This is a genomic window from Nocardia sp. BSTN01 (genome assembly GCF_015354405.1).
In the GTDB taxonomy this organism is placed as follows: domain Bacteria; phylum Actinomycetota; class Actinomycetes; order Mycobacteriales; family Mycobacteriaceae; genus Nocardia.
The window spans coordinates 1-1,183 of sequence record NZ_JADKYP010000148.1 but is presented as its reverse complement, the minus strand read 5'-3'; the positions used below and the strand labels follow the sequence as shown (position 1 = coordinate 1,183).

Here is a 1,183-nt window from a genome sequence, read left to right as displayed (position 1 = left end):
ACCATGCCGATGGTGACGTTCGCCGGGGGCTTGATCAGGCCGAAGTGGATGTTGAGGCCGTGGCCGAAGAACAGGGCGTCGCCGTCCTTCAGGTTCGGCTCGATGTCCTCGGTGAAAATCTTGGCCTGCGCGGTGTCGGGGGCGAGCAGCATGATGACGTCCGCCCACTCCGAGACCTCGGCGGGAGTGCCGACGGTCAGGCCGGCCTCTTCGGCCTTGGCCCGCGACTTGGAGCCTTCCTTGAGGCCGATGCGCACCTCGACGCCGGAGTCACGCAGGCTCAGCGAGTGTGCGTGGCCCTGGGAGCCGTAGCCGATCACGGCGACCTTGCGGCCCTGGATGATCGACAGATCGGCGTCGTCGTCGTAGAACATCTCGACTGCCACTGTGGTTGTGTCCCTTCGTTGATTCTTCTGAATAAGTGTTAGCGGGTCGCGGTGATGGACTTCGGCCCGCGGCCGACGGCCACCACGCCGGACTGCACGATCTCACGGATGCCGTACGGTTCCAGCATCCGCAGCAGCGCCTCGAGCTTGGACCGGGTGCCAGTCGCCTCGATGGTCAGCGCGTCGGGCGACACGTCGATGACCTTAGCCCGGAACAGGTTGGCCGATTCGATCACCTGGGTGCGCACGCTGGCATCGGCGCGCACCTTCACCAGGATCAGCTCGCGGGCCACCGACGCGTCGGCGTCCTGCTCCACGATCTTGATGACGTTCACCAGCTTGTTGAGCTGCTTGGTCACCTGCTCCAGCGGCAGATCCTCCACGGTGACGACGATGGTCATCCGCGAGATCTCCGGAACTTCGGTGCCACCCACGGCCAGGGATTCGATATTGAATCCACGCCGGGAGAACAGACTCGCCACCCGGGCCAGCACGCCGGGTTTGTCCTCCACCAGCACGCTGAGGGTATGGGTCGTGCTCACAGGTTGGTCTCCTTCTGCGAGGCCCGTTCGTGCGCCGACAGGGTCGCCTTGTCGTGGGACATGGCCTCATGGATGACGGCCGGCTCGGAGGCCTGCTCGTCCTCGTCGAACAGGGGCCGGATGCCGCGGGCGGCCATGATCTCGTCGTTGGAGGTGCCGGCGGCGACCATCGGCCACACCTGCGCGTCCTTGCCGACGATGAAGTCGATCACCACGGGACGGTCGTTGATCGACTGCGCCTCGCGGATGGCGGCC

General features: G+C 65.7%; 2 protein-coding genes and 1 pseudogene. All 3 read right to left on the bottom strand.

The features are described from left to right. A partial coding sequence (locus IRT45_RS36230; protein ID WP_194810252.1) for an NAD(P)-dependent oxidoreductase occupies positions 1-374 on the bottom strand: 374 nt, incomplete at its 3' end. Between the two features lie 50 nt (positions 375-424). Beyond that, on the bottom strand, positions 425-928 hold the full coding sequence (gene ilvN / locus IRT45_RS36225) for an acetolactate synthase small subunit (RefSeq protein WP_036503889.1): 504 nt from the start codon (positions 926-928) through the stop codon (positions 425-427). Next, positions 925-1,183: pseudogene (locus tag IRT45_RS36220) on the bottom strand (acetolactate synthase large subunit); the annotation flags it as partial. The gene ilvN and the pseudogene IRT45_RS36220, both read right to left, overlap by 4 nt.